The sequence below is a fragment of the Corynebacterium faecium genome (assembly GCF_027257105.1).
Classification (GTDB): domain Bacteria; phylum Actinomycetota; class Actinomycetes; order Mycobacteriales; family Mycobacteriaceae; genus Corynebacterium; species Corynebacterium lehmanniae.
The window spans coordinates 260,123-278,662 of sequence record NZ_JAPYJX010000004.1 but is presented as its reverse complement, the minus strand read 5'-3'; the positions used below and the strand labels follow the sequence as shown (position 1 = coordinate 278,662).

Here is an 18,540-nt window from a genome sequence, read left to right as displayed (position 1 = left end):
AAACGCCCGGTCCCATTCCGAACCCGGAAGCTAAGCCCGCCCGCGCCGATGGTACTGCCCCCGGGAGGGAGTGGGAGAGTAGGTTACCGCCGACCCAACAACTTCACACACAGCACCCGCCACGCAACCGTTTGTGTGGCGGGTGCCTTCTTTTGGTGTTGCATGTTTGCGGGTGTCCGCATTGCGGACAACCCCACCCCCACCAACAATTGGTGTGCACCCACGGATTGTACGAATCAACACAACACCCCCGCCGACGCAAACCCGACCTGGGGAAACGCAACATCGCCGTCGATTCGTGCACAACCGGTGCCCCGCATAGCCTCCTCGTCGCCGTCTAACGCTTGCGGACTTGCGCATTGCGGACAACACCGAGCTCACCAATAATGGGTACGAACCAACCAATGAGCCCGGCGGGGAAGTGGCGGTCTCGTAAATCCTGACAACGTTGATCCACGACTTTGGGAAACAGCGGGCGAAAACCGTGCGGTCGTCAACTTCTACGAGACCGCCCCCGGCTGCCGGCGCCCTCGCGGACTTACGCATTGCGGACAAACACCCCTGCGCCCATCATTGGTGCACACCCACGAATTGTACGAATCGACGAAACAGTCTCTTCGCCGGAGCATCGACCTGGGTAAACACGGCACCCCTGTTGATTCGTGCACAAAAGCGGCAGATAGACCAGCAGGTTGATCCCAGATATTGACGCAATGAGGCCGGGCGGGGTGGGGGAAGGCGCAGGTGGTGGGAGCCAGATGTGCCCGGGTGCTCGGCTTTCCTATAATGGTCGAGATTAGAAACGGAGGTCCCCAATGGCAGATGTGGACGAAGGAAGAGGGCAGGAGCGCTCTTTCGGTGACAGCGGTCGCGAGGACCGCCCGCGTAGGGAGCGCGGTGGTCGTGACGCCCGCAACCGCGATGGTCAGCGCGGGGCTCGCGGAAACGACTCCGATCGCGGAGAGCGCCGGGGCGAGGGCCGGGACGGACGGCGCGGCGAGCGTCGGGGCGACGGCCGCCGTGGCGAGCGTCGTGGACGCGACGGTGACCGCCGCCGGGGTCGCGGTGGTGTGCGCCACGACCGTTCCAACCCGCGCCGCGAAGGCTTCCGCGAGGACCGCATGGCGCAGAGGGAGCTGGAGCCTGATCTGCCGCAGGGCCTGGAAATCTCCGACTTGGACCCGTCGGTGCTGCAGGATTTGAAGGTGCTGTCGAAGGATAATGCGGAGCGCGTCGCAAAGCATATGCTCATGGCGACCGACCTGCTGTACGACGACCCACAGCTTGCGCTGCAGCACGCCCGCGCCGCGAAGAACCGCGCGGGACGCGTGGGCGTGGTGCGCGAAACCAACGGTGTGGTGGCGTACCACGTCGGCGAGTGGAAGGAGGCGCTGTCTGAGCTTCGTGCCGCGCGCCGAATTTCCGGCGGTCCCGGCCTGCTTGCCGTGATGGCGGACGCGGAACGCGGTCTTGGGAGGCCGGAGAAGGCACTGGAGCTCGGTCGCAGCCCCGAGGCACGCGAGTTGGACGAGGAGGGTCAGATTGAGCTGGCCATCGTTCTGGCTGGTGCGCGCCACGACCTTGGGCAGCACGACTCAGCGGTGGCGCAGTTGCAGCGACTGAATCCGTCGCTGGATTCCCAGGGTTTTGAACAGGCGCGGCTGAGCTACGCCTACGCAGATGCGCTCTTGGCCACCGGCGAGAAGGCGGAGGCGAAGCGGTGGTTTGAGCACGTCGCCAAGATTGACGTGGACGGCATGACCGACGCGTCCGAGCGTGTGGCGGAGCTGGGCTAGAGCGATGACGCTTGCGTCGAACCATGACGGCCTGCTGCTGGACCTCGACGGCACTGTCTGGTCTGGCGGTGTGGCGATTGAGCACGCGGTCGAGGCGATTAACGCCTCCGGGCTGCCGGCGATGTACGTGACCAACAACGCTTCGCGCAGTGCCAAGGATGTCGCGGAGATGCTCCGTGCCATTGACTTGCATGCGGGTGAGGAGGACGTGCTCACGTCCGCGATGGCGGCGGTGAATATGGCGGAGCGCTACCTCGAGAAGGGGGACGCGGTCTACGTCGTGGGTGCGCCGTCGCTGCGGCAGCTGATCCAGGACTCCGGCTACCGGGTCGTGGAGAGCGCCGATGATGCGCCCAAGGTGGTGCTGCACGGACACAACCCCGACACGGGGTGGCGCGAGCTGTCGGAGGCGGCGCTGAGCCTGCAGCGCGGCGCGAAGTACCTGGCCACGAACCTGGATACGTCGCTGCCGATGGAGCGCGGCTTCATGGTGGGCAACGGGTCCATGGTGGCTGCTGTCACCTCGGCGACCGGGGTTGTTCCGGAAGCGGGGGGTAAGCCGGAGCCGGCGATGTTCACCCAGGCGGCGAAGTCGCGCGGCATGCAGAAACCGCTCGCTGTGGGCGACAGGCTGGACACGGACATTGCGGGCGGCGTTGCCGCTGGCATGCCCGCGCTGCACGTGCTCACTGGCGTTTCTGGCCCGTATGCGCTGCTGCAGGCGCCCAAGGAGCACCGCCCGACGTACATCGCCGCGGACATGCGCGGGCTGAGCGTGTCGCCGGAGACACTCGTCCCGGGTGCGCAGGAGGGCTTCGCGGCGCGTATCGACGGCTCCGCCATCGTCCTTTCCGGCGGCAACCCCGGCGCCTCCAGCTTGGCTGCGCTTCGGACTGCCCTCGACGTGGCGTGGCGGCAGCCCGAGCCGCCGGCCGATGTGCGCGCAGAGTCAGATGCCGCTGCGGTAGCCGTCGCGAAGTGGTGGTGACGCAGATGAGCCCTGCGCCGATTCCCCGCGACCCGCGCGCGCCCAAGGTCAGCGCCGAGGAAGTCACCGAGCGTGTCGAGTCGATTCTCGCGGAACCGACTGAAGGCCTTGCGGCAGAGGTGGACGCGCTGACCCGGGCGCACGCGGTGCTGCACGAAGCGCTGTCCGACAGATAAGCAAAGAAAGGGGGCCGCTACCGTGGCACCGAAACGCACCCGGCTCGACGCGGAGCTGGTCCGCCGGAAGATCGCGCGCTCGCGAGAGCAGGCGCAGACCTGGATCAAGGAGGGCCGCGTCCAGGTCGGGGGATTCACCGCCACCAAGCCGGCGACGGTGGTGGAGCCGGAGGCGTCCATCAAGGTCAACACCGACGACGTGGACAATTGGGCGTCGCGCGGTGCGCACAAGCTGCTCGGCGCGCTTGAGGTGTTTGGCGGGGACGGGTTGGTCGTCGAGAAGAGAAAGGCGTTGGACGCTGGAGCCTCCACCGGCGGGTTTACCGATGTGCTGCTGTCGCGAGGCGCGAGCGAGGTCGTCGCGGTGGATGTGGGCTACGGCCAGCTGGTGTGGCGGCTGCAGAACGACGAGCGGGTGCGGGTGCTGGACCGCACCAACATCCGCAACCTCACCCCGGAGATGATGGACGGGCCGGCGGATCTGATGGTCGGCGACCTGTCGTTCATCTCGCTGAAACTGGTGCTGCCGGCGCTTGCGGAGTGCATGGTCGACGGCGCGGACATGCTGCCCATGGTCAAGCCACAATTCGAGGTAGGTAAGGACCGCCTCGGCAGCGGCGGCGTGGTGCGCTCGCCGGAGCTGCGCGCGGAGGTCACGCTGGACGTCGCGCGTTTTGCGCAGTCGCTGGGATTGTCCGTGCGCGGGGCGACGGCGTCCCCGCTGCCGGGTCCGAGCGGCAACGTGGAATACTTTCTGTGGCTGGTCAAAGACGGGGGCAAGCACAAGCTTGACGACGACGCACTGGCCGCGCTGGTCAACCGCGCGATCGAGGAAGGACCGAAGTAGATGGGTGAGACCACACGCCGCGAGATCCTGCTGGTGCCGCACCTGTTCAGGGCCTCCAACATTGATTCGGCGGCGCGGGCGGCGCAGCTTTTGCAGCAGGCGGGCATTGAGGTCCGTCTGCTCGAGCAGGAGCAGATGGACGTCATCGAGACCAACCCTGTGCTGTGTGGGCTGACGCGCGCGAAGGCGGACGATTCCGCTGCGGCGGGCTGCGAGCTGGTGCTTGTGCTCGGCGGCGACGGGACGTTTTTGCGCGCGGCGAGCTACGCCCGTGCGCAGGACATCCCGGTGCTGGGCATCAACTTGGGGCACGTGGGTTTCCTCGCCGAAGGGGATGCTGCGAGTCTGGAGAAGGTAATCGGCCAGGTGATCGACCGCTCCTACCGCGTGGTGGAGCGCATGACGCTGGACGTGTCCGTGATCGGCGAGGGCGGGGAGGTGCTCGGCCGCAGCTGGGCGCTCAACGAGTGCAGCATTGAAAACTCCGACCGCACCCGCGTGTTGGACGCGACGCTGGAGGTGGATTTCCGGCCGGTGTCCTCCTTCGGCTGCGACGGTGTGCTTATCTCCACGCCGACAGGCTCGACAGCGTACGCGTTTTCCGCGGGCGGGCCCGTGATGTGGCCGCAGCTCGACGCGATCCTGGTGGTGCCGAATAACGCGCACGCGCTGTTTGCCAAGCCGCTGGTGGTGGCGCCGACGTCGACTGTGGCGGTGGAGTCGGAGCAGCAGACCACGCAGGCCGTGGCGGTGATGGACGGGCAGCGCCGCCTGACGGTGCCCGCTGGTTCCCGCGTGGAAGTGGCGCGGGGCGAGCGCGGGGTGCGCTGGGTACGCTTGGACGACAGGCCGTTCACGGACAGGCTCGTGGACAAATTCCAGCTCCCGGTTTCCGGGTGGCGCGGCCCGCGCGGGGCTTGAATCTGACAGGGAGGCACGTTTTTGCTCGCTGAGATTGCTATCTCCAACCTTGGTGTGATCCGCCATGCCTCGGCTGAGCTTTCGCCGGGGCTGACCGTGCTCACTGGCGAGACGGGCGCTGGTAAGACGATGGTGGTCACGGGCCTGCGCCTGCTCACCGGTGGCCGGGCGGATGCCTCACGCGTGCGCACCGGCGCGGACGGCGCGGTGGTGGAAGGCGCGTTCGGCACCGAAGAGCTGCCGGAGGAGGTGCGCGAAGCCGTCGGCGCGATAGCCGCGGGCGCTGGAGCAGAAGCTGATGAAAACGGCGAGTATTTGGTCTCGCGCTCGGTGAAGGCCTCGGGGCGCTCCAGCGCGCACCTGGGCGGGCGCAAGGTGCCGGCGGCGACGCTGAGCGAGCTGGCGGGCCACCTGCTGACGATCCACGGCCAGAACGACCAGTTGCGCCTGATGGCGCCGGAACAGCAGTTGGCCGCCCTCGACAGGTTCGACCCGGCCATCCAAGCAAAGCTGGATGCGTACCGCGAGGCGTACACCGCGTGGCGAGCGGCGGCGAAGGATTTGAAGGAGCGCACCGAAAAGCGCTTGGAGCTGGCGCAGGAGGTAGACCGCCTCCAGTTCGCCATCGACGAGATCGATGCGGTGGCCCCGCAGGCTGGCGAGGACGAGGAGCTGGTTGCCACCATCAACCGTCTCCAGGATGTGGACGCGTTGCGCGAGGCCGCCGAGACTGCGCTTATGGCTATCGACGGCGCGGACGCCGTCGGCGGTGTCGGCGGGGAAGAGGAACCCGCTTCCGACCTGATCGGGCGCGCGCAGGCGGCGCTAGAGGGAGCCAGCGACCAGGAGCTGCGTGATCTGGGGGCCAGGCTGGGCGAGGTCGCCGGCGTGCTTTCGGACGTTTCCGCGGAGCTGGGCAGCTACACCGGCAGCCTGCCGTCCGACCCGGAGGAGTTGGAGCGGCTCCTGCAGCGCCAGCAGGAGATCAAAGGTCTGACCCGCAAGTACGCCCCAGACGCGGCAGGGGTGGTGGCGTGGCGCGACAAAGCTGGGGCACGGTTGGCGAAGATCGATACGTCGGAGGGTGCCGTCGAAAAGCTGAAGGCGAAGGTTGCGGAGCTGGAGCAGGCGATGACAAGGCACGCCGCCGCGTTGACGAAGGCGCGCACCAAGGCCGCGGGCAAGTTGGGCAAGGCGGTGACCGAGGAGCTGCACGGGCTGGCGATGCCGAAGGCGCAGCTCACGGTCAACGTCGCGAAGGCGCAGTACGGCCGCGACGGGGCCGACGCGGTGGAGATCCTGCTCGCGCCGAACAGCGCGCTTGAGCCGAAGCCGCTGGCCACGAGCGCGTCCGGCGGCGAGCTGTCGCGCGTGATGCTCGCGCTCGAAGTGATCCTGTCCGAATCCTCCAGCGGCGCGACGCTGGTGTTCGACGAGGTGGACGCAGGCGTGGGCGGGCGCGCGGCGGTGGAGATCGGCCGGCGCCTCGCGCGGCTGGCGCGCGGCAACCAGGTCATTGTGGTCACGCACCTGCCGCAGGTCGCGGCGTATGCCGACACGCACCTGCACGTGTCCAAGGACATCGGCGACGTGGCCGTGACCTCCGGTGTTGCGGCGCTGCAACCGGAGGAGCGCATCGAGGAGCTGGCCCGCATGATGGCGGGCATGGACGATTCGGACACCGGCCGCGCCCACGCCGCGGAACTCTTCGAGCGCGCGCAGGGTGAGGTGGAGCAGTTGCGCGGCTAACGTCCCCGCGCGCCTCCCCGGTTCAGGCAGGTCACTGTTGCACAATGGTGCGCATGACTGCTGCACCCTCCACCCAAGACCCCACGAAGGAACCGCCCGCGGCCGAGCTGCGCGGCACCTTGCGCGACTGCACCCCGCAGGGCAAGGGCCTTGGCAGGCTCAGCGAGGGCGACATCGTGTTTGTGGACGCCCCCGACATGCAGCGCCGTTTGGCGGAGCAAATCATTGCGCGGCGCCCGGCCGCGGTGGTCAACCTCGCGCCGTACTCCACCGGCACGCTTCCCACGTTCGGGCCGCATTTGCTTCTCGACGCAGGCGTTCCCCTGTTCGAGGCGGCAGGCACAGACATGCGCGGAAAGATCCGCGACGGCAAGAAGGCCGTAGTCTCGCCGACCGGCCAAATCACCGTGGGGCGCAAGGTTGCCGGCCAGGCACAGCCGGTGACCCGCACTGAAGTGGACGCCACATTCGCCCAGGCCCAACGCGGTTTGGTGGAAAACATGGAGGCCTACTTCGGCAACACCATCGAGTTCATCCACTCGGAGGCAGCGCTGCTCATCGACGGTGTGGGCGCCCCGGAACTCGGCGACATCATGGCCGAGCGCAAGGTGCTGGTGGTCTCGCCTGCTCCCGACACGCGTCAGCGTCTGGAGGAGCTGAAGAACTTCATGCAGGAGTACACGCCGGTGGTCATCGGCGTCGGCTCCGCGGCGGACACGCTGGCGTCCATGGGGTACGCGCCGGACGTCATCGTGGGGGACCCGAAGGACGTGGCCTCGGAGAACCTGCGCTCCGACGCGAAGGTGATCCTGCCGGCGGAGCCGGACGGATACGCGCCCGGGTTGGAGCGCATTCAGGATCTCGGAGTGGGCGCGATGACCTTCCCGGCGGCGACGGATTCGCCGACGGACCTGGCCATTTTGCTGGCCACATTCCATGACGCCGAGATGATTGTCACCGTCGGCCAGCCGGTGGAGCTGGACCGCATCTTCGCGGATTCGGCTACCACCGCGGGCACCCCGGCAACGGAACCGGCGGCGCTGCTCGCGCGCCTGAAGGCGGGGCGCAAGATCGTGGATTCCACCGTGATCACCAACCTCTACGCCGTCGAGTCCGGTGCGGGTGTGGCGTGGGCGTGGGCGATCCTCGGCGTGCTCGTTGCCGCCGCGGTGGTGATCCTGATCGCCGGCCTCGGCGGTGACGGCAACTTCGCCGACAACCTCGTAGACACCTGGAACACCATCGCGCTGACGGTGCGCGGCTGGTTCGACGGCTGGACCAGCTAGGAGGGCAGTGGCAGATGGCGAAGACTAAAGGCAGGGCCGGGCTGATTGCGGCCGGTTTGGGTTGGGGCGCAGCGCTGGGTATTGCGCTGGGCGCTCTCGTGCTGGTTCCGGCGATGCCGGGCGAGGTTGACCTCGGCTTTTCCGAATTCAAGGCCGACGCTCCGGCCAAGCCGGACGCGGACGACTCCGAACTCACTGAGGCGGAGGCACGTGCGGAAGAAGCAAACGACTTGTTGGCCCAGGAGTCCGGCTCCATCGTCTCCGGTGCCCTGAAGGACGTGCCGGTGACCATTGTGCGCACCGCCGCGGCGGACGCTGACGATGTGGAGTCCGTGCGCTGGTTGCTCAACGCCGCTGGTGCCTCCGACTCCGGCGAGCTGACCTTGACGGAGCGCTTCACCGACCAGGCGGGTGCAGACGAGCTGTCCAGCATTGTCGCCAACACGCTGCCTTCGGGCGCGAAACTGTCGGTGGAGGAACGCTCCCCAGGGCTTCATGCAGGCGAATCTCTCGCGACCGTGCTTTTCGACGACGGCACCAACGGCGAGTCCAAAACCCTGCCGGCGGACCGCACCTTGGTGCTGGACACGCTGCAGCAGGCTGGATTTATCGAGTTCAACGGTTCTATTGTGCCCGCTGGCGCAGTGGTGATTGTGGACGGGCCGTCGCGAGGCACCGACTTCGGAGCCAAGGTGTTGGGCGATTTTGCCAAGGCACTCGGCGCGGAAGGCAAGACCGCGCTTGCGTCTCAGGGCACTGAGCCGGATGCGATCGACGGGGTGAAGACTGTCGGCGGCGTGGACTACGAGGCAGGACGCATTAAGTCCGTGCTTGCAGTGTCTAGTGGTGGCGGCGAGGCCTAAGGCTCGTAGGCTGGTTGCCATGAGCCACGAATTCACTGTCACTGGGTCCGAAGTTGTCCTCGACGCGCCGATCATCGCGGTGCGCCGCGACCAGGTGGTCATGCCGGGCGGCAACGAGGCCGCGCGAGAAATTGTGGAGCACTTCGGTGCTGTCGCTGTGGTCGCGCTGGATGAACATGGCCGTGTGGCGCTGGTGGAGCAGTACCGCCACAGCGTCGGCGAGCGTCTGCTGGAGCTTCCCGCCGGTCTGTTGGACATGCACGCCGAAGACGAGCTGACCTGCGCGAAGCGCGAGCTGCAAGAGGAGGCAGGCCTGGCTGCGGACGAGTGGGGCGTGCTGGTGGATCTGGTCACCTCACCGGGATTCGCGGAGGAGGCGGTGCGGGTGTTCATCGCCCGCGGCCTGCACGAGGTGGAGCGGCCCGAGCCCGAAAACGAGGAGGCCGACATGGACTTTTCGTGGGTGGACCTGGAGGATGCCGCGGATATGGCGTTGCGCGGCGAGGTGGTCAACTCCATCGCGGTCTCCGGCATCCTCGCAGCCGCGCGCCTGGTTGCGCGGGGTGATGCGCCCCGGCCTATCGACGAGCCGTTCCGCCTGCGCCCGACTTCCCTGGCCGCACGTCGCGCCAAGCAGGGCATCGTGCCGGACATGAAGCGGATCTAGCAGGTGGATGCGGAGGCGCTGGCGCAGCGTTGGCTGACCCATCTTGCCGTTGAGAGGGGAGTCTCACCCCACACGTTGAGCAACTACACCCGCGACGTGAACCGCTACACCACGTGGCTGGCGGCCGCGGGCAAGACGGATTTGCGCAAGGTCACCACCACCGACATCGAGGCCTACGTGGCGGATCTGCGCCGCGGGGTGGACGGGGCGAAGCCTCTGGCAGTGTCGTCGGCAGGGCGGGCGCTGACCGTTGCGCGCGGCCTGCACAAGTTCGGGGTGGAAGAGGGCGAGCTGCCGGCGGATGCGGCGGCAGAGGTCTCTCCGCCGCAGACCGGCGAGCGGCTCCCGGACACCTTGAGCATCGATGAGGTGGCAAAGCTTCTCGACGCGTGCCCGACCGAGACCCCCTCCGGCCTGCGCGACAAAGCACTGCTGGAGACGCTATACGCAACCGGCGCCCGCGTCTCGGAGGTGCTGGGCTTAAGCGTCGACGATGCAAACGCTGCTTTAGACAGCGAGTACGGCGGCGTGCTGGCGGTGACCGGCAAGGGCAACAAGCAGCGTTTGGTGCCGCTGGGGTCGAAGGCACAGGAGGCGCTGGAGGCGTATTTGGTGCGCGGCCGGCCGGCGTTTGCCAACGGGACCTCGCACGCGCTGCTGTTGAACAAGCGAGGCGGGGCGTTGTCCCGCCAAAGCGCGTGGAATGCGATCAAGGCAGCGGCTGCACGGGCGGGCATTGAGAAGGACATCTCGCCGCACACGCTGCGCCACTCCTTTGCCACGCACCTGCTGGAGGGCGGGGCGGACGTGCGCAGCGTTCAGGAACTACTCGGGCACGCCTCAGTGACCACCACGCAGATTTACACGCACATCACAGCCGATAACCTGCGTGAAGTTTGGCGCAGCACGCACCCGCGTGCGTAGACTCGGCTGCTTGATTGATCTTTTGAGCAACGAGAGGATGGTCCATGCGACCCGCATCCCGAACTCTGCACGGTAAGCGCGGCTCCGCGCTGCTTGCCGTGCCCGCCGCAATGCTGCTTGCGGCGCCGATGGCCGACGCGCAGCTTCCGGGCGGAATGAGCCCGGAGGAGGTGCAGTCCATGATCCCCGGCGAGATCTCCGTGCCAGCCGGTGAAAGCACGACCGTAGACGTGGGTGTGCCGGTGGACGTGAACTACTCCTCGGGCGGGTGGACGGTGACGTCGTCAGGCACGTCCGTGACCGTGAGCGCCCCGGACCAGCCGGGCGCGACCGCCGCGGTGCCGGCAAGCGCCGGCGGCTATTCGGCGACGGTCAACTTGGTCGCCGTCGGCGACGGCTCCGCGGACGTCGGCGGAAACGCAGGCGAGTCCGGTCAGCCCGGTGGCGCTGAAGGGGGAGCAGGCGGCGCGGCTGCCGGCGGTGGGACCGCGGATAGTGAAACTGACGGCGGCTCGGAGGCATCAGGCAGCGGAAGCGGGTCCAAGGACAGTCATGATGCCCCGGCGAGCGAGGCCGACGAGATCGGCAAGGCTGGCAGTGCAGACAGCGCGGGCAACGCCGGTGGCGGCGCCCCGGCAGCGGCGCACCCGTCGCGATCCAAGGCGGAGCCCGCCGACGATGCCGCCGCGACGAAGCTGTACTTCGACGGTGAGATCCAGGACAACAAAATCGTGGTGAAGGTGCCGCTGAGCCGCGTCAAGGACCTGATGAAGTACGCCAGCTACGACACCGAGGGCGCGACCCTGCGCTACTTGGACGTCAACGGACAGGTGATCGAAGGCGTCGAGCGCAAGGTGGACAAAACCAGCCGCACGATCACCCTGACCTACCCGGAAGGCGAAACACCGGACAACCCGTTCATCATGGAAGTCGTGCGCGACGGCAAGGCGGATTTCGTCGCGGTGATCACCTCCACCAACGTGCCGGTCGAAAAAGCCGACGACAGCAACGACGACAACCAGTACGGCAACTACGCGAACCAGGATGGTCAAGGACGAGGCGTTGACGAAGGGTCGTCGATAAGCGATGTAGTGCCCCTCGCAATCGCTGGAGCTGCGTTGCTGGCCGCGATCGCGCTGTTGATTGTGTTCCTTCGCCGGAGGCGCGGGCGGGCGTAATGACAACGTTGTAAGATGACGGAAGTCAAGGGTTTGGACGTGATTGAGGGAAGGACCGGCCATGGCGGACGAGGCGCTGTTTGACGCTGCGGACCAGAAGACGTTTCTGACCGGGCGGCCGTGGCGCGAGTTCGCCAAGCCGAAGGAGCTGGACAAGCACGGTCCCGCAACGGTGATCTCCATGGTCAACCAGAAGGGCGGGGTGGGCAAAACTACCTCCACGATCAACCTCGGCGCGTGCCTGGCCGAGCAGGGCCGCAAGGTCCTGCTGGTGGACCTGGACCCGCAGGGCGCGCTTTCCGCTGGCCTGGGCGTGTCCTACGAGGAGGACCAGGTCACGGTTTACGACCTGCTGTTCGACAACACCGCCAGCATCCACGCCGCGATCAACACGACCAATGTCTCCGGCTTGGACGTGGTCCCCGCAAACATCGACCTGTCGGCGGCGGAGATCCAGCTGGTCAATGAGGTCGGCCGCGAGCACACCCTGGCGCGCGCGCTGCGCCCGGTGCGCAACGAGTACGACTTCATCATCCTCGACTGCGGGCCCTCCCTCGGCCTGCTCACCGTCAACGCGCTGGCGTGCTCGCACGGCGTGATCATCCCGATGGAGTGCGAGTACTTCTCCCTGCGCGGCCTGGCGCTGCTGACGGACACGGTGGAGAAGGTGCGCGACCGCATCAACTTCGACCTGGACATCGTGGGCATCCTGGTGACCATGTTCGACCGCCGCACCACCCACGCCCGCGAAGTGATGGACAGGGTGGTGGAGGTCTTCGGCGAGCGTGTCTTCGACACCGTGATCACCCGCACGGTCCGCTTCCCGGAGACATCTGTGGCCGGTGAGCCAATCATCACTTGGGCGCCGAACTCTCAAGGCGCGGACCAGTACCGCAACCTGGCGCTCGAAGTACTGGAGCGCACCAGCTAGTGGCAGCGGCCGCGCCCGAGCAGTACCCCCAGCCTGAGATCACCGGGTTCACCCTGGCTCTGCAAAACTTCGAGGGGCCGTTCGACCTGCTGCTCACCCTGATCCAGTCGAAGAAACTGGACGTGACAGAGGTGGCGCTGGCCGAGGTGACCGACGAGTTCATCGCCTACACCCGTGCGCTCGGTGAGACCGAGGCGCTCGACGAGGTCACCGAGTTCCTCGTGGTGGCGGCGACGCTGCTGGACCTGAAAACCGCGCGGCTGCTGCCGGGTAGCGACGGCGAGAACATCGAGGACCTGGAGTTGCTGGAAGCGCGCGACCTGCTGTTCGCACGCCTGTTGCAGTACCGCGCCTACCAGCGTGTGGCCGACCAGTTCGCGGAGTGGCAGAAACACGCGCTGCGGCGCTACCCGCGGGCGGTGTCCATGGAGCCGCGGTTTGTGGACCTGTTGCCCCCGGTGGACCTGGGGCACACCCCGGCAAGTTTTGCCGAACTGGCGGGCAGCGTGTTCCGCCCCCGCCCGCCGGAGGAGGTGCGCACCGACCACCTGCATGCGCAGGCGGTGTCCGTGCCGGAGCAAGCCGGCAAGATCCTGGACACCCTGAAGCTCGCCGGCACCGGGTCGTGGCTGACGTTCGCTGCGCTCACGCGCGACTGCACCCGCTCCATGGAAGTGGTGGGCCGTTTCCTCGCGCTGCTGGAGCTGTATAAAGCCAAGGCCGTGGAAACGGAGCAGCCGGAAGCGCTCGGGCGCTTGGACGTGTCCTGGACCGGGCTCGAGGTGGACCCAGCGGTGGTCGCCGCCTCGAACTGGACGTAAGCGCCGGACCGGCACGCGGCACCCGATACACTGCCGAAGCATGGATAGCTTGCCCATGGTCTCCCAGTTGCGCTCGCGCATAGAGTCGGTGCTGCTGGTCATCGACGCGCCCGTCGCCGTGGAAGAACTGGCAAGTGCGCTCGGCGCGACCAACGAAGAGGTGTCAGACCAGCTACGCGAGTTTGCACGGGAGCTGGACGAGCGCGGCTCCGGCATCGACCTGCGCGAAACGGCGGAGGGCTGGCGCCTGTACACCCGCACCGAAAACGCCGACGCGGTGGAGGCGTTCCTCCTGGATGGCACGCAGAAAAAGCTGTCGCGCGCGGCGATGGAAACTCTCGCGGTGGTGGCCTACCGCCAGCCGGTCACCCGCGCGCAGGTCGCGGGCGTGCGCGGAGTCAACGTCGACGGCGTGATGCGCACGCTCGCGCTTCGCGGTCTCATTGCGGAGATGGACCCGGCTGAGGCCGGGGAAGAGGTCCCTGATCATGGCGCGCACCGTTACGTCACCACCGAGCTGTTTTTGGAGCTGCTCGGCATCGATTCTCTCGAGCGGCTGCCGGAGCTTGCGCCGCTGCTTCCGGACATCGATTCCATCGAGGATGCCTGGTAAACTCCCGGGGCATGACACCACCCGCTCGCCGAGATGGCACACCGGAAAAGCGTGGGAAGGACGATACGTTCTACATCTCCTACGCCAAGCCGGCTAAGAAACAGCATGTCCGCCTAGACAAGAGGCGCCAGAACGCCGCGAAGAACCAACCGAACCCGCTGGATGATAACTGGTGGGACGAAGACCCGACCGCAGCGAAAGCGGCGGCTGAGGGTGTCCGCCTGCAAAAGGTGCTCGCGCAGGCCGGTGTCGCTTCCCGTCGTCACGCGGAGGCGATGATCGAGCAGGGCCGCGTCGAGGTCAACGGTGAAATCGTGACGCGCCAGGGGATGCGCGTGAACCCGAACGTGGACATCATCCGCGTCGACGGCGCCCGCATCAACGTCAACGAAGATCACGAGTACTTCGTGTTCAACAAGCCGCGCGGCGTGCACTCGACCATGAAAGACGAGATGGACCGCGTCTCCGTGGGCTCTTACCTGGCCGAGCGCACCGCGTCTGGCCAGCGCCTGTTCCATGTCGGCCGCCTAGATGCGGACACAGAAGGCTTGCTGCTGCTCACCAACGACGGCGAGATGGCCAACCGCCTGACCCACCCGAAGTACGAGGTGGCCAAGACCTACTTGGCCACGGTGCTCGGCGAGGCGAACAACGCGGTGGTCAAGCAGCTCAAAGAGGGCATCGAGCTTGACGACGGCCCCGCGAAGGTGGATTACGCGCAGGTGGTGGACGTGCACAACGGCCAATCCATCATCCGCGTGGAGCTGCACGAGGGACGCAAGCACATTGTGCGCCGCATGCTGAAACAGGCCGGGTACCCGGTGCAGCGCCTGGTGCGCACGAAGTTCCACACGGTGCAGCTCGGCGACATGAAGCCGGGCTCGATGCGCGCGCTGAACTCTTCCGAGCTGGCGTCGCTGTACAAGGCGGTGGGGATGTAAATGGCTGGCACACTTTCCAACATGCCGGGCGGCGGGCTCATTGTGGCTGTGGACGGGCCTTCGGGCACCGGCAAATCCACCATGTGCCGCGCGCTGGCGAAGCGCCTGGACGCAAAATATGTGGACACCGGTGCGATGTACCGCGTGGCTACCCTGGCTGTGCTGCGCGCGGGCGTGGACCCGGCGGACACGGCGAAGGTGATCGAGGCGACCGCGGACTTGCCGCTGGAGGTCTCCGACGACCCGGATTCCACCGAGGTGCTCTTCGCTGGCGAGGACGTCAAGGGAGATATCCGCGGCGCCGAGGTGACCAAGCACGTCTCCGCCGTCTCCGCCATCCCCGAGGTGCGCGTGAACCTGGTGGAGCTGCAGCGCAAGCTCGCCCGCGAGGCCGGTCGCGCGATTGTGGAAGGCCGCGACATCGGCACGGTAGTGCTGCCGGACGCACCCGCGAAGGTGTTCATGACCGCAAGCGCCGAGGTGCGCGCGAAGCGCCGTTATGACCAGGACGTCGCGGCGGGGCGCGAGGCAGACTTTGACGCAGTGCTTGCGGACGTGCAGCGCCGCGACGAGGCAGATTCCTCCCGCGCGACCAGCCCGCTCAAGCCCGCGGACGACGCGGTGCTGGTGGACACCTCCGAGATGACGCCGGACGAGGTCCTGGCGGCACTGACTGAGGTCGTGGAAAGGAGCGCGCGATGAGCGAGCGCAACAACAAAGGCGAGCACCTCGAGCCGGAAACACAGTTTATCCAGCCCGGCATCGACCGGTCCGGCTACACCGACATGGATGCGTACGTGGTCGGCGCCGACAGCGCTGAGTACTACGAGAACAAGAACTTCAACGCCGAGGAGGACCTGCAGGGCTTCGAGGAAGCCGGCATCGACGAGTCCGAGTTCGGCGAGGCCGACTTCGGCGAGGGCTACGACTCCGACGACGAGCTGACCGAGGAGGAGTGGGCAGAGCTCGAGGCCGAGTACGGCATCGCCCAGCCCGACGTGGTCACCGAGGCGCTGCCGACGGTTTCAATCGTGGGCCGCCCGAACGTGGGCAAGTCCTCGCTGGTGAACCGCTTCATCGGCCGCCGCGAGGCCGTGGTGGAGGACCACCCGGGTGTCACGCGCGACCGCGTCAGCTACATCACCGACTGGGGCGGGCGCCGCTTCTGGGTGCAGGACACTGGCGGCTGGGATCCGGACGCGAAGGGCATCCACGCCGCGATTGCCCGCCAGGCGGAGGCCGCGATGGCCACCTCCGATGTCATCGTCATGGTGGTGGACTCGAAAACCGCCATCACTGAAACGGACGCGGTGATGGCCCGCAACCTGCAGCGCTCCGAGGTTCCCGTGATCCTGGTGGCGAACAAGTTCGAGTCCGACAGCCAGTGGGGCGACGTGGCCGAGTTCTACTCGCTCGGCTTGGGCGACCCGTGGCCGGTCTCCGCTCTGCACGGCCGCGGCGGCGCGGATGTGCTCGACGAGATCCTGAGCCTGTTCCCGGACGAGCCGCGCGTGAAGGAATCCATTACCGGCGGCCCGCGCCGCGTGGCGCTGGTGGGCCGGCCGAACGTGGGCAAGTCCAGCCTGCTGAACAAGCTGACCAGGTCCGACCGCTCCGTGGTGGACAACGTGGCCGGCACCACCGTGGATCCGGTGGACGAGCTCGTGCAGCTGGACGAGGACTTGTGGACCTTCATCGACACCGCCGGCCTGCGCAAGAAGGTGAAAAACGCCCAAGGCCACGAGTACTACGCGTCGCTTCGCACCCGCGGCACCATCGAGGCCGCCGAGGTGTGCGTCGTGCTCATCGACGCCTCGGAGGAAATCTCCGAGCAGGACCAGCGCGTGATCTCCATGGTGCTGGAGGCCGGCAAGGCCATGGTCATCTGCTTTAACAAGTGGGACCTCATGGACGAGGACCGCCGCTACGACTTCGACCGCGAGTTCGACGAGACGATGGGCCAGCTCAAGTGGGTGACCAAGCTGAACATCTCCGCCGACACCGGCCGCGGCCTGCACCGCCTGGAGCCGGCGATGAAGGAGGCGCTGGAAAACTGGGACAAGCGCATCTCCACCGGCCAGCTGAACAACTGGCTGCGCGACGCGATCGCGGCGAACCCGCCGCCGATGAAGAACAACCGCCTGCCCAAGCTACTGTTCGCCACCATGGCCAGCACCCGCCCGCCGACAATCGTGCTGTTCACCACCGGGTTCTTGGACGCCGGTTACCGCCGCTACCTAGAGCGCAAGTTCCGCGAGCAGTTCGGCTACCACGGCACCCCCGTGCGCATCGCGGTGCGCGTGCGCGAGCGCCGCGGGAAGAAGGCCTAGGGCATATGCGGCAGCGCACGGTGGAAGTCGACGGCGTTGAGCGCAGCTACCACGTCTGCGTTCCCGCGGGTCACACCGGCGCGCTGCCGGTGATCGTCGCGCTGCACGGCAAGGGCGATAACGGCCGCGACTTCCTCGCCGGCACTGGGCTGCACCGGGCGCGTGCCATCGTCGCAGCACCCACGGGCGCGGGCCTTGCCTGGTCGCCGGCGCCGTACGCCCGCACCACCTTCGGCGAGGATCAAGCGTTTGTGCGTGCGCTTCTCGACGACCTCCGGTCCACCTTCGCCACCACCAACACCTACCTGGTCGGCTTTTCCAATGGCGGGGGACTCGCGGTGCACCTGAGCCTGACCGGTCTCGAGCTCGCAGGGGTGGCCACCGTGGCCGCCGCGGTGCGCGCAACACCGGACGAGATCGCCGACGCCCGACAACCGGTGGATTACCTGAACATCCACGGCACTTTCGACGATGTAGTGCCGTTTGCCGGCGAGCAGCGCTCCCCGTACAGCGGGGCAGAAGACGACACCACTTTTGGCGCGCCCGACGTGGTGGCGGCGTTTCAGCGCCGCAACAGCGGCCGCGCCCGCGCGGAACTGATCTCGGTGGAGGGCATGGGGCACGAGTGGCCCACCGGCCCGCGGGCAGCCCGGCGCGGCGTGGACGCCACTCAAGCGATTCTGGAGTTTTTCGGGGTCGAGTACAGCCGCGCCGGCTAGGCGCGCTCGTAGACGAACGCGTCGGTGCGGTACGGCAGCGGGATGGTGTCGCCGCGGTCGAAGCCGAGGCGCTCGTAGAGGTACCAGGTCAGATTCGCCTCCATCTTTGCGCGGGTGCGCTCGTTCGCTTTCAGCCAGTAGGAGCGGGTGGCCATGAGCTCGAAGCAGTCTTCCACGGCGATGGGGTGCAACCATTCCTGGCGCAGCTCGTCAGTGAGCCGCCAGGGGGCGGAAACCTCCGGGTAGAAGCCCTCGCGCTGCACGTCGCCGGAGTGCATGATGCGGCTGAGCCGTAAAACCCAGGGGTGGCGTACGGCCAGCGTGTTCCAGCACAGCACCAGGCGGCCGCCGGGTTGGATCACGCGGTCTGCCTCTCGGCTTGCGGCGGGCACATCCACCCAGTGCCAGGTCTGCGCGCACGTCAGCGCGTCGACGGAGTCGTCTGCGAGTCCGGTCGCTTCCGCGGTGGCGCGCCACACGGGTACTGCGGGCAGCACCGTGTGGAAGACCCGGGTCATGTCGCCGCTGGGGTCGCAGGCGAACACGGAACGTGAGCCGTCGTCAAGCAATTGTGTGAACTTGCCGGTGCCTGCACCGACGTCGCAGACGGTGCCGGGGCCGACGAGCTCTCCGAGTGAGGCTGGGTAGGTGGGGCGTGCGGCGTCGTAGCGGGTTGCGTCGCGGGTGAACGCCTCGGCCGCGCCGCTGCGGTGCGCGGAGTTTCTGAACCTCGGTCCCGCTTTCCTGCTGGGGCCTGGCTGTGTTCCGCTCGCGTGCACAATGGTCTAAT

19 protein-coding genes and 1 rRNA gene are annotated in these 18,540 nt (G+C 67.2%); 19 read left to right on the top strand and 1 reads right to left on the bottom strand.

Features of this window, described 5'->3' with window-relative positions; genetic code table 11:
- From rrf to O5O53_RS06225, 19 genes are all read left to right on the top strand, one after another.
- Positions 1 to 95: ribosomal RNA gene (rrf, locus tag O5O53_RS06315) — 5S ribosomal RNA — on the top strand; the annotation flags it as partial.
- A gap of 975 nt (positions 96 to 1,070) precedes the next feature.
- Positions 1,071 to 1,796: a tetratricopeptide repeat protein gene (locus O5O53_RS06310; RefSeq protein WP_367616727.1), complete on the top strand. Its 726-nt coding sequence runs from the start codon at positions 1,071 to 1,073 to the stop codon at positions 1,794 to 1,796.
- 4 nt (positions 1,797 to 1,800) lie between these two features.
- Positions 1,801 to 2,784 carry an HAD-IIA family hydrolase gene (locus O5O53_RS06305; protein WP_269510029.1) on the top strand — a complete coding sequence of 328 codons (984 nt, stop codon included), beginning with the start codon at positions 1,801 to 1,803 and terminating at the stop codon, positions 2,782 to 2,784.
- Between the two features lie 5 nt (positions 2,785 to 2,789).
- On the top strand, positions 2,790 to 2,960 hold the full coding sequence (locus tag O5O53_RS06300; RefSeq protein ID WP_269510026.1) for a hypothetical protein: 171 nt from the start codon (positions 2,790 to 2,792) through the stop codon (positions 2,958 to 2,960).
- A gap of 22 nt (positions 2,961 to 2,982) precedes the next feature.
- On the top strand, positions 2,983 to 3,807 hold the full coding sequence (locus tag O5O53_RS06295) for a TlyA family RNA methyltransferase (protein ID WP_269510023.1): 825 nt from the start codon (positions 2,983 to 2,985) through the stop codon (positions 3,805 to 3,807).
- Entirely contained in the window at positions 3,808 to 4,728 is a 921-nt protein-coding gene (locus O5O53_RS06290; protein WP_269510020.1) for an NAD kinase, read from the top strand.
- A gap of 21 nt (positions 4,729 to 4,749) precedes the next feature.
- Entirely contained in the window at positions 4,750 to 6,477 is a 1,728-nt protein-coding gene (recN, locus tag O5O53_RS06285; RefSeq protein WP_269510017.1) for a DNA repair protein RecN, read from the top strand.
- Positions 6,478 to 6,530: 53 nt separating this feature from the next.
- Complete coding sequence (steA, locus tag O5O53_RS06280; protein ID WP_239355724.1) at positions 6,531 to 7,763, top strand: putative cytokinetic ring protein SteA; 1,233 nt, start codon at positions 6,531 to 6,533, stop codon at positions 7,761 to 7,763.
- A gap of 14 nt (positions 7,764 to 7,777) precedes the next feature.
- A complete protein-coding gene (locus O5O53_RS06275; protein WP_269510014.1) occupies positions 7,778 to 8,626 on the top strand; it encodes a copper transporter in 849 nt (282 codons plus the stop codon).
- Positions 8,627 to 8,645: 19 nt separating this feature from the next.
- Complete coding sequence (locus tag O5O53_RS06270) at positions 8,646 to 9,293, top strand: NUDIX domain-containing protein (protein ID WP_269510011.1); 648 nt, start codon at positions 8,646 to 8,648, stop codon at positions 9,291 to 9,293.
- Positions 9,294 to 9,296: 3 nt separating this feature from the next.
- Positions 9,297 to 10,217 carry a site-specific tyrosine recombinase XerD gene (gene xerD, locus O5O53_RS06265; protein WP_269510008.1) on the top strand — a complete coding sequence of 307 codons (921 nt, stop codon included), beginning with the start codon at positions 9,297 to 9,299 and terminating at the stop codon, positions 10,215 to 10,217.
- A 44-nt stretch (positions 10,218 to 10,261) separates the two neighbouring features.
- Positions 10,262 to 11,395, top strand: coding sequence for a hypothetical protein (locus O5O53_RS06260; protein WP_269510004.1), 1,134 nt, complete (start codon positions 10,262 to 10,264; stop codon positions 11,393 to 11,395).
- Between the two features lie 61 nt (positions 11,396 to 11,456).
- On the top strand, positions 11,457 to 12,326 hold the full coding sequence (locus O5O53_RS06255; protein WP_181888381.1) for a ParA family protein: 870 nt from the start codon (positions 11,457 to 11,459) through the stop codon (positions 12,324 to 12,326).
- Positions 12,326 to 13,147, top strand: a complete 822-nt coding sequence (locus tag O5O53_RS06250) for a segregation and condensation protein A (RefSeq protein WP_269510002.1) — start codon at positions 12,326 to 12,328, stop codon at positions 13,145 to 13,147. The genes O5O53_RS06255 and O5O53_RS06250 overlap by 1 nt, the downstream gene beginning before the upstream one ends.
- A 40-nt stretch (positions 13,148 to 13,187) precedes the next feature.
- Positions 13,188 to 13,760 (top strand): SMC-Scp complex subunit ScpB, encoded by a 573-nt coding sequence (gene scpB / locus O5O53_RS06245; protein ID WP_269509999.1) that lies wholly within the window; start codon positions 13,188 to 13,190, stop codon positions 13,758 to 13,760.
- Positions 13,761 to 13,771: 11 nt separating this feature from the next.
- Positions 13,772 to 14,701: a pseudouridine synthase gene (locus O5O53_RS06240; RefSeq protein WP_269509996.1), complete on the top strand. Its 930-nt coding sequence runs from the start codon at positions 13,772 to 13,774 to the stop codon at positions 14,699 to 14,701.
- Entirely contained in the window at positions 14,702 to 15,403 is a 702-nt protein-coding gene (gene cmk, locus O5O53_RS06235) for a (d)CMP kinase (RefSeq protein WP_269509993.1), read from the top strand.
- 83 nt (positions 15,404 to 15,486) lie between these two features.
- Positions 15,487 to 17,031 (top strand): ribosome biogenesis GTPase Der, encoded by a 1,545-nt coding sequence (gene der / locus O5O53_RS06230; RefSeq protein ID WP_269510057.1) that lies wholly within the window; start codon positions 15,487 to 15,489, stop codon positions 17,029 to 17,031.
- A gap of 5 nt (positions 17,032 to 17,036) precedes the next feature.
- Positions 17,037 to 17,750, top strand: coding sequence for a CE1 family esterase (locus O5O53_RS06225; RefSeq protein WP_269509989.1), 714 nt, complete (start codon positions 17,037 to 17,039; stop codon positions 17,748 to 17,750).
- Here O5O53_RS06225 and O5O53_RS06220 read toward each other — a convergent pair.
- Entirely contained in the window at positions 17,747 to 18,529 is a 783-nt protein-coding gene (locus tag O5O53_RS06220) for a class I SAM-dependent methyltransferase (protein ID WP_269509986.1), read from the bottom strand. The two genes, O5O53_RS06225 and O5O53_RS06220, sit on opposite strands and share 4 nt — an antisense overlap.
- Between the last annotated feature and the right edge of the window lie 11 nt (positions 18,530 to 18,540).

Excerpts from the sequence above, each read along its gene's own strand:
- O5O53_RS06300 (WP_269510026.1), top strand. The coding sequence starts at position 2,790 with ATGAGCCCTGCGCCGATTCCCCGCGACCCGCGCGCGCCCAAGGTCAGC.
- scpB (WP_269509999.1), top strand. The coding sequence starts at position 13,188 with ATGGATAGCTTGCCCATGGTCTCCCAGTTGCGCTCGCGCATAGAGTCG.
- O5O53_RS06290 (WP_269510020.1), top strand. The coding sequence starts at position 3,808 with ATGGGTGAGACCACACGCCGCGAGATCCTGCTGGTGCCGCACCTGTTC.
- cmk (WP_269509993.1), top strand. The coding sequence starts at position 14,702 with ATGGCTGGCACACTTTCCAACATGCCGGGCGGCGGGCTCATTGTGGCT.
- der (WP_269510057.1), top strand. The coding sequence starts at position 15,487 with ATGGATGCGTACGTGGTCGGCGCCGACAGCGCTGAGTACTACGAGAAC.
- steA (WP_239355724.1), top strand. The coding sequence starts at position 6,531 with ATGACTGCTGCACCCTCCACCCAAGACCCCACGAAGGAACCGCCCGCG.
- O5O53_RS06240 (WP_269509996.1), top strand. The coding sequence starts at position 13,772 with ATGACACCACCCGCTCGCCGAGATGGCACACCGGAAAAGCGTGGGAAG.
- O5O53_RS06225 (WP_269509989.1), top strand. The coding sequence starts at position 17,037 with ATGCGGCAGCGCACGGTGGAAGTCGACGGCGTTGAGCGCAGCTACCAC.
- O5O53_RS06275 (WP_269510014.1), top strand. The coding sequence starts at position 7,778 with ATGGCGAAGACTAAAGGCAGGGCCGGGCTGATTGCGGCCGGTTTGGGT.
- O5O53_RS06260 (WP_269510004.1), top strand. The coding sequence starts at position 10,262 with ATGCGACCCGCATCCCGAACTCTGCACGGTAAGCGCGGCTCCGCGCTG.
- O5O53_RS06270 (WP_269510011.1), top strand. The coding sequence starts at position 8,646 with ATGAGCCACGAATTCACTGTCACTGGGTCCGAAGTTGTCCTCGACGCG.
- O5O53_RS06305 (WP_269510029.1), top strand. The coding sequence starts at position 1,801 with ATGACGCTTGCGTCGAACCATGACGGCCTGCTGCTGGACCTCGACGGC.
- O5O53_RS06255 (WP_181888381.1), top strand. The coding sequence starts at position 11,457 with ATGGCGGACGAGGCGCTGTTTGACGCTGCGGACCAGAAGACGTTTCTG.